Annotated in this window: 8 protein-coding genes; all 8 read left to right on the top strand. The window is 54.3% G+C overall.

The annotated features are described in order from the left end of the window. Positions 1 to 463 precede the first annotated feature (463 nt). The 8 genes from CHB90_RS24815 (at position 464) to CHB90_RS24780 (ending at position 9,163) form a co-directional block, all read left to right on the top strand. Complete coding sequence (locus CHB90_RS24815; protein ID WP_089280402.1) at positions 464 to 916, top strand: DUF2924 domain-containing protein; 453 nt, start codon at positions 464 to 466, stop codon at positions 914 to 916. Further along, complete coding sequence (locus tag CHB90_RS24810) at positions 913 to 2,220, top strand: recombinase family protein (protein ID WP_089280401.1); 1,308 nt, start codon at positions 913 to 915, stop codon at positions 2,218 to 2,220. The genes CHB90_RS24815 and CHB90_RS24810 overlap by 4 nt, the downstream gene beginning before the upstream one ends. Next, positions 2,217 to 2,618, top strand: coding sequence for a hypothetical protein (locus tag CHB90_RS24805; protein ID WP_089280400.1), 402 nt, complete (start codon positions 2,217 to 2,219; stop codon positions 2,616 to 2,618). Before CHB90_RS24810 ends, CHB90_RS24805 begins: the two co-directional genes overlap by 4 nt. 65 nt (positions 2,619 to 2,683) lie before the next feature. Then, complete coding sequence (locus CHB90_RS24800) at positions 2,684 to 3,829, top strand: DNA cytosine methyltransferase (protein WP_089280399.1); 1,146 nt, start codon at positions 2,684 to 2,686, stop codon at positions 3,827 to 3,829. Between the two features lie 18 nt (positions 3,830 to 3,847). Next, positions 3,848 to 4,570, top strand: coding sequence for a GIY-YIG nuclease family protein (locus CHB90_RS24795; protein WP_089280398.1), 723 nt, complete (start codon positions 3,848 to 3,850; stop codon positions 4,568 to 4,570). Beyond that, positions 4,563 to 5,012, top strand: coding sequence for a very short patch repair endonuclease (locus tag CHB90_RS24790; RefSeq protein ID WP_089280397.1), 450 nt, complete (start codon positions 4,563 to 4,565; stop codon positions 5,010 to 5,012). The genes CHB90_RS24795 and CHB90_RS24790 overlap by 8 nt, the downstream gene beginning before the upstream one ends. Positions 5,013 to 5,918: 906 nt before the next feature. Then, the gene (locus CHB90_RS24785) at positions 5,919 to 7,235 is read left to right on the top strand and encodes a ParB N-terminal domain-containing protein (protein ID WP_141135974.1); all 1,317 of its coding nucleotides are present in this window, start codon (positions 5,919 to 5,921) and stop codon (positions 7,233 to 7,235) included. After that, positions 7,235 to 9,163, top strand: coding sequence for a DEAD/DEAH box helicase (locus CHB90_RS24780; protein WP_089280395.1), 1,929 nt, complete (start codon positions 7,235 to 7,237; stop codon positions 9,161 to 9,163). Before CHB90_RS24785 ends, CHB90_RS24780 begins: the two co-directional genes overlap by 1 nt. Positions 9,164 to 9,182: the final 19 nt, after the last annotated feature.

The following is a 9,182-nucleotide window of genomic DNA, read 5'->3' as shown; positions in this document are numbered from 1 at the left end:
GATCGATACGCGCATCTTCGATCAACGCAAGAATATTGGGACCGATCGGAATTGCTTTGCGCGCCATGAAATCACCTCAATGAATGTTTGCTCTCTACCTGATTCAACCACTGATAATCGTTGACGAAACTTTCTTTCGCAAGAGGTGATGTTCACTACTTGTTCGCGCTCATAGGTAGCCAACAGGGTGCGGCATGTCCCACAAGGGGCTTCGGGCTGGCTTTTGATAGGTAACAACATCACCAATCACGGCTGCTAAAGACATGAAACGACCCAACCCACTCCCAGCGGACCAGATGACACCGGCTGAACGCCGCGCCGAACTGTGCGGGTTGCTGGCGCTCGGGCTGGTTCGCCTGCGGATGCGGGAACGGGCGGAAGTATCTGACGATATAGGAGAAAGTTGCCTACACTATCCGGCCGACGAATGGCGTCATGCAACTCCAACTCAACGGAGCAACGCATGACCAAACAAGATCCCATTCCCGCGCGCCTGGCCGCGCTCAAGACGACATCGACGCCAGACCTGAAGCACCAATGGCGCGAATTGTTCGACAGCGAACCTCCGCCGTTCAACCGCCGCTATCTGGAAAGTCGTCTAGCCTACCGCATCCAGGAACTCGCCTATGGTGGGCTGAAGCCGGAAACGGTGAAACGGCTGGAAACCCTCGGCGAGGAACTCGACGGCGGCGACCGCAAGAAAAGCCGCGTCCGGGCGGACACCATGCCCATCGCCGGTACGCGGCTGTTGCGCGAGTGGCAGGGCGTCGAACATCTCGTCACCGTCACTGCTGACGGTTTCGACTGGCAGGGACGGCCCTACAAATCGCTGTCGGCCATTGCCCGTGCCATCACCGGCACGCGCTGGAACGGCTGGGTGTTCTTCGGCTTGAAAAATCACAGGAGGGGTGCATGAACAAACCAATCGTCAGAAAACTGCGCTGCGCCGTCTATACCCGGAAGTCATCGGAGGAAGGTCTTGAGCAAGAATTCAACAGCCTCCACGCCCAGCGGGAGGCCTGCGAGGCTTATATCGCCAGCCAGCGGTCAGAAGGCTGGGTGTTGGTCCGCGATCAATACGATGATGGCGGCATCTCCGGTGGCACGCTGGAACGACCCGGCCTGAAACGGCTGCTTGCCGATGTCGAAGACGGGCTGGTCGACGTGGTCGTCGTCTACAAAATTGACCGCCTGTCGCGCTCGCTGATGGATTTTTCCAAGCTTGTCGAGGTGTTTGACCGGAATGGCGTGACCTTCGTATCCGTCACTCAGTCATTCAACACCACCACCTCCATGGGGCGGCTGACGCTGAACATCTTGCTGTCCTTCGCCCAGTTTGAGCGCGAGGTGACGGCGGAACGTATTCGGGACAAGGTCCGCGCCAGCCGGATGAAGGGCATGTGGATGGGTGGCGTGCCACCGTTGGGCTACGAGGTGAAGGACCGGAAGCTGATCATCAAGGAAGCCGATGCTACCAATGTCCGCTGGATCTTCGCGCGTTTCATCGAAATCGGCTCAGGCACAGAACTGGCTCGGGAACTGGCGGCACGGGGCGTTCAGACCAGCCGTGGTAATCGGATCGACAAGAAGTACCTGTATCGCCTTCTGAACAACCGCGCCTACATTGGCGAAGCCGTCCACAAGGGCGACAGCTATCCCGGCGAGCACGATGCCATCATCACCAGGGATGTCTGGGACAAGGTCCACGCCATCCTGACCGAAAGCCCCCGCAAGCGCGCCGCGCGTACCCGGGCCGACACGCCCGCACTGTTGAAGGGCTTGCTCTACGGCCCAGACGGGGCGGCCTTCTCGCCGACCCACACGCGCAAGGGCGGCAAGCTCTACCGATACTATGTCAGCCAGACGGTTTTGAAGCACGGTGCAGGATCATGCCCAGTCGGACGGGTCCCCGCTGGTGAGATCGAGGCCGCCGTCATAGACCAACTCCGGGCCGTTTTCCGCCAGCCTGAGATTGTGGCGGGCACATGGAAGGCGGCCCGCTCGCAGGATGGCGAGATCACCGAGGCCGAGGCCCGTAACGCGCTGACCCGTCTTGATCCGCTGTGGGATCAACTCTTCCCCGCTGAGCAGGCGCGCATCGCGACACTGCTGGTCGAGAGGATTGATATTGGCACGGACGGGCTGAATATTCGCCTCCGCATGGATGGCCTGAGCGGGCTGGCGCGCGAAATGATGGCTGATCTAGGAACGGCGGCATGAGCCGCTCGAAGCCAGTGCCGGAAACGGTGACTGTTCATATCCCGTTCCGCCTCGTGACGCGCGGCGGCCGCAAGGAGGTGCAGCTGCCGGATGGGGCATCCTGCCAACGCAAGATGGACAACACGTTGATCAAGGCGCTGGCGCGTGCTTTTCGCTGGAAAAGGATGCTGGAATCCGGCGAGTTCGCGACCATCGCCGAGTTGGCGGAGCACGAGCGGATCGCGCCGTCCTACATGACCCGCGTCATGCGGCTGACGCTACTTGCGCCGGAGACTGTCGAGGTCATCCTAGATGGTAGGCAAGAGCCAAAGGTGACGCTGGCGCGACTGATGAGTTACTTTCCGGTGGACTGGGAGGAACAACGCGCCCAGTATCGAACTCCGCGCGCACCACGTTGAGCCAATGTTAGGCTTGAAAGAAATACAATCGGCTGCGATAAACTAAATGTAGTGGTGAGGGCGACATGAAGCACACATATTATGACTTCTTTGCTGGTGGGGGCATGGCAGGCTTCGGACTTGAGGCAGGCTGGGAGTGCCTTTTCGCCAACGACATCGACGCCAAGAAAGCTGAAAGCTATCGCGCGAACCATCACGGCGGGGAACATCTTCTGCTGAAGGATGTTGCGAGGGTCACCGTAGATGAGATTCCCGGCAATGCTGACCTTCTGTGGGCTTCGTTCCCATGCCAAGACCTGTCGCTTGCAGGCAAAGGTGCAGGGCTGGCCGGAAAACGCAGCGGTATGTTCAAACCATTCTGGAAGTTAGTTAGACAGCTGCACGCGTCAGGCCGCGGGCCAAAGATGATAGCCCTTGAGAACGTCTACGGCGCGATCACTAGCAATGGTGGTCGTGATTTTGCGACGCTAGCTGCTGCCTTCTCTGGACTTGGATACCGCTTTGGGGCGGTTGTCGTTGATGCTGTTCACTTTCTTCCCCAATCGCGCCCTAGGTTTTTCATGATCGGGGTCCGTGCCGATCTTCGAATTCCGAATGATCGCATGCAAAATGACCCCTCAACGCTTTGGCATCCTCCTGCACTTTTGGAAGGGCATCGTTTGCTCTCGAAGGCTGCCGCAGAGCGCTGGATATGGTGGAACCTACCCATGCCCGCGTTGCGCAACACTAAGCTGTCTAGCCTGATCGAGGAAAAGCCAACTGGTGTGAAGTGGCACACGAAGGCAGAGACCAAATACCTCCTCGACATGATGACCGACCACAACCGTAAGAAGGTTGAGGCTGCTAAGGAACAGAAGACTAAGGTCGTAGGAACTATCTATCGCCGAACTCGGCCGGATGAAGCTGGGATTAAGCGCCAACGTGCAGAAGTGAGATTTGACGAGATCGCGGGATGCCTGCGAACGCCAGCGGGTGGTTCAAGCCGTCAGACGATCATGTTGGTCGAGGGAGAAAAGGTTCGCTCTCGCCTTTTGTCACCGCGTGAGGCAGCCGCCCTCATGGGCCTGCCTGACACTTATGTTCTACCTTCTCGCTACAACGATGCCTATAAGCTGGCGGGTGACGGCGTGGCGGTCCCTGTAGTCAGGCACCTAGCCGAAAACATCTTCGAGCCGATTCTGATAAGAAACCGACTCGCTCTAGTCGCTTGAGATTAGTAGGTTCCGTTCATGACAGATCGGAACCAAGACAATACCAATTTTCCTCCCTTCGAGACACAGGACCTGCGAGCGAATCTTGCGGCGTTCATAGGAGAACCATTCCGTGACCCCGTCGCCGGAATTGATAGGCCCATTGGTCAATTTAAGTGGGGCGTTTATGCGTTCTTTGACTACGATGGCGAGCCGATCTATGTCGGCCAAACGAAGGAAAAGATTAGCACTCGAATTCGTCGCCATCTGACCAATCAACGGACTGACGCTGTCGCCATGTCGGTCCTCGATCCCTTCGAAGTCTACGAAATTGAAGTGTGGCCGTTACCAGAATTTCAGGAGACTAGCGCAGGCGACGCGCAAGCCAAAGCGCACCTCGACGCCCTCGAAGACTTCATCTACCAGCAAGCTATCGAGCGCAGCACCTTCAAAGCTGTTCTAAATGAGAAAGACCCGCCGACACCTAGCGTCAAGATAATCGCCCCACCATCGCGGCGCTACCGGATCGTGTCGGATGACGTATACAAGATCAGATCGCACCCTGATTTCAGGATCGCACGCCGAGCGCTAATCATCTCACGGCTAGCTCAGGTAATATCAGAGCGTAAGGTCCAAGGAGGACTTCGTCGAGTGATGCTGACGCAGGCCAAGAGGCTTCAGTGGCTGGCACAGCGACGCTACGAAGCGTTGGGGGGAGCAGCTTCTGTCGAGACAGAGAGCGGGGGCAGCGTTGATGACTAGCGTTGATCCCCTTCGATCGCGGATAATGCGCTCTGTGAAAAACAAAAACACGGCTCCAGAAATGATTGTCCGTCGCTTGGCACACTCTCTCGGCTATAGATACCGCCTGCACTGCCCCGATCTGCCAAGCAATCCCAATATGGCATTCGGACCAAGACGGAAACTGATTTTCGTGCATGGTTCTTTTTGGCATGGGCACACCTGCAAACGCGGGAATCGCCACCCAAAGAACAACCCCGACTACTGGAGATATAAAATTCAAACGAATCGAGAACGCGAAAAGTCAACCTTGGAGAAGTTGCGTGCTCGGGGATGGGAAGTTCTCGTAGTGTGGAAGTGTGAAACGAAACAAGAAACACTAAAACAGAGAATTGATATCTTTCTCCGCCCCACGAATCAGATGGCAAGTTCTAGCTTTCCGCCCGTTTCCAGTGCACCTTAAGCCAATATAGTGAAACAGTTTGTGTGACTTGAAGGAATATTCTTTGGCTGGCGAAACCGCGACCCCCTGCAACCATCCTGGCGCCCCCCCCGACGAGGTCATTGACCTTGTCGCAGAGGCTGTAAAAGCAATCGCATGTGACGAAGCTTTTCTACAAAGACATGGGCTGACCGCTCAGGATTTCGAACTCGCGCTACCTGCTGCGATTCAGCGGATTCGCGGAAGTGCAGCAGCTGGGAACGCGGATCGCAGGGAGTTCCTGACTGACCTTTTCGAACGTATGGTAGTCTCTGGAGCTATCAGCGATTTTGAAAAGCCCGAGTATGGAAAGGACACGGTATACCGTCTCCAAGTCAATGGTGTCGGTAGTGTGGCAATTATTCAGAAAGGATGTCCTGACGGAGCACATAGCAGCGTTGCCTGGTCCGCACCCGAATGGGCTCAGGAAACTTACCTTTGGTGGCTTTGTGACAGCCTACAATACGAACCAGGCGAACACGTCACTAAAGGTGTGAATCGGCTTCGAAAACGCTTCTTCTCCGATGCCTATCGCGATTCTATAGATGGTATAATTTTTCACAATGCAATGTGCGGTAGTCCACTTCGCCCGTGTCCCAAAATATCAAGAGCAATTGAGTTGGGGGGAAGAATGATTCCACCCCCGTGCGTTTGGGTCATGCCCGAACGGATCAATCTCGACAACCCTAGCGCCACAAATTGGAACTGGTCAGGCGAACGCTCTCGTCGGTTCCCTGCCGCTCTTTTTTCAACCTTTGGGATTGACGAGCAAGAAGCACCGCACTTCACCGGCCATATTGGATTCCTTAAGGGAGGACGAGGGACGCGGACTACGATCTCTTCCAGATTCGGCGCAGGTGCATCAACAATGTACAGGAGTAATTCACGTTGAACCCAGTAATTGACCAAGAGCGCGCAGGCTTTCTCGCCTCAAGAACTACAAATAAGAATCGCCAACTTTTGCCACAATGGGTTCGGCCAGAAAAGGAATTGCCCGTCGTCACCTTACCGATTGAATGGGTTCGTTTCTCAACCCTAAATCACAGAACACGCGCGGAACAGGATCGTGAGAAACACAAGAGCGGCAACTCAGAATTGTTCACGGGAGATCCACTAGGAGATCATGCCCAAGCTATGCAGTTAAAGATCCTGTCGGAGCAAGGTAGCTTCGACGACCTTAGAAGGGATTTGGAAAAGCGTGGCCAGCAAGAACCTGCCGTCGTAACAGCTGAGGGAATTCTCATAAATGGAAACCGTCGCGCAGCTGCTTTACGGAAGCTTTGGTTGGATGATCATGTCGAAAGTGCCCGTTACATCCGCGCTTTTGTTCTCCCCACCGACGCGACTAAGGACGAATTGATCGATCTCGAAACTGAGCTCCAAGTTTCAAAAGATTACAGAGAAGAATATTCTTGGGTTAACGAAGCACTACTGATCGAAGAGATATTTGAGTCATCGAACAAGAACTGGAATAAAGTTGCTAAAAGAATGCGCCTGGAAAGAGAAGAAGTTCAGGAGCAGTACGAGAAACTTCAGCAACTTCATCAGCTAGTCGCACTTTCGAATGGCCAAAGATATCATGCCGACTTTGTAGGAAATAACTCGGCATTTCGAGAGTTGGCAATTCATGTCAGGGGTAAGTCACCGCAGGAAGCCGCATCCGTCCGTAGCGTATACTTTCTTGGTACACTTGCGGGAACCAACTACCGAGATTTAAGACATCTCAGAAGAAGTGATGCCGTAGAATTCGTTCATGAGGAATTCTCAAATGATCTGTTTTTGAAGTCTCTCTTAACGAAATCAAATGACGGCGACGGTGGTGAGTCTTTTGACTTATTGGACGATGTCCTTGGTGAAGATAATAGATCAGATTCACCAAACCTTAACCCTGTTCTTTCTTTCCTGGCCGCACAAAAGCCGGAAGAGATCGTCACTTTGCCGACTGGTGAACAGGTCGCAGTTGACCAACTGTTAACTTCTGTGAAGAGCGCAGTCGATGCCGCGGCCAAGGAGGCGAGCGAAAACGTAAAGGACGCAAAGGCAGTAGTTGCTCCAATTAAAAAGCTTGACTTGGCTAAAGATAATATTATCCGCGCCGGCGTCGCGCTAGCAAAAGCACGTTCGCAAAGCGATTGGGATGAGGGCTCGCTCAAGGAAAAAATTGAAGAGGTGAAGGCAGCCATCAGTCAAATTGAGACAATGTAATGATAACCGCTGAGTTGTATCGCGAAGGTCGGCCCACTGTAATAATCGAGCGAGATCGCGACGCGAACGCAGGTGCTTGGGCGCGCCTTCAAGAGGCCTTGGCACGAGGTATCGACTCTGGATCTTCTGTGCGGACGGTCGTTCACGCGGACGTCTTCCTTGCGGAATTAAGGGTTCTACGTGAACTGCGTGATGTTTTCGGTGAGCGTGTCCAGCCTGGCCCAACTTTGTCCGATCAACTTCGTTCGATGGCCTCAGACCGCATGGCACGTGAAAGCGTAGTTGAAGGCGGAACAGCAGACGAGGCCACACTTGATGCTTTGGAAAACGAACTCTCTCAAGCTGGTTTCAAACGAAAGCTCAGGCGTTTCCAGACAAAAAATCTGTTCAGGCTCGTTAGCCTCCCTCATGGAGCGGACTTTTCTGTACCAGGCGCAGGGAAGACTACTGTCGCGCTAGCGGCTTACGCTGTTTTGCGCGCCCGTGGTGTCGTCCGCCGTCTCGCCGTAATTGGTCCTATAGCGGCCTTTGGTGCGTGGAAGGAGGAACTTGTTGCCTGTTTTGACAAGCCGCCGATACTCTTGATTCATGCTGGCGCAGGAACCGTAATTCCCGCAAATACCGAAGTCCTGCTGTCCAACTACAATCGAACGGCGAGCGACTATGATACGGTCAGATCCTTCGTGGCAGCTGAACCAACGCAAGTAGTCCTAGATGAGGCACATCGGGTAAAGCGCGGGGCGGCAGGTGTGCATGGAAGAGCTGTTCTTGACCTCGCCTACGCAGCTCGTCGTCGGGACGTGCTCACTGGAACCCCGGCACCCCAGGGTGCTTTCGACTTGGTTGCATTGGTAAGCTTTCTTTACCCTGGACAAGACAGGCAGGTGCTTCCAGACGCTGCATACTTCGAACGCAAAGGCCGAGATGAAGACGTTCTCATTGAAACGAACAGCGCGATAAGAAGATATTTTGTACGTACGGCAAAAGCTGAGTTGGATCTGCCTCCGACCAGTTTTGAAGTCGTGCGAGAACCTATGCCGCCAATCCAAGCAGCGATTTACGACGCTCTGCTAGGTCAGTATCGTTCAACTTTTGCCCTTCCTGATCGAGGTCGTCATGAGATGCAACGGTTAGGGCGGATCGTAATGTACCTTTTGGAGGCTGCAACGAATCCAATGTTGCTTACTGCTGGTTCGGACGAAGGTGATGATCCAGCATTTCTGCATCCCCCGATGGAACTTCAAGGGCACGAACCATTGGCCGATTTGCTTGCTCGTTACAGCAGCTTTGAACAACCATGGAAGTACCAGCGTATTTGTTCAATCGTGAAAGAAGCGGTGGAAAAGGGAGAGAAAATACTAATCTGGTCCAGTTTTGTAAAAAACCTCAAGGCTCTAGCCCGTCTCTTGGATCAATATCAACCAGCTATTGTTCATGGTGGGGTACCCTCTGACGAGATGGCCCCCGCTGGTGTCATCACCCGCGAACGCGAATTCGAACGATTTCGGCACGACCCGGCTTGCGCTGTACTCTTAGCGAATCCTGCTGCCTGTGGCGAAGGTGTAAGCCTTCACTATTGGTGCCATCATGCCGTCTATTTAGACCGAACATTCAACGCTGGGCACTTTCTCCAGAGCCAAGACCGTATCCATCGGCTGGGGCTAGCCCAGGATGTAGTCACACGTTTCACTTTGCTGATGAGTGCAGGTTCAATCGACGATTCAGTAGACGGGAGACTGGCTGAGAAAGTAAGCGCACTTTCAATGCTAATGGACGATCCTGGCCTTGTCCAAATCGCGTTACCGTCAGCTGATGAAGGCTCGGGAGGCACGCCTGCATTTGACGACGACTATCAGCCCGGCTTATTCATCCAAATCAGGGGAAATAGCTGGCGTGCCCGCGAAAGCTTTGTAGAATCAAGCTGCTAGACAAAATCCGACAGCAGCC

The sequence above is a fragment of the Antarctobacter heliothermus genome (assembly GCF_900188425.1).
In the GTDB taxonomy this organism is placed as follows: domain Bacteria; phylum Pseudomonadota; class Alphaproteobacteria; order Rhodobacterales; family Rhodobacteraceae; genus Antarctobacter; species Antarctobacter heliothermus.
The sequence above is the reverse complement of the archived record's forward strand: the minus strand, read 5'-3'. Positions and strand labels throughout refer to the sequence as shown.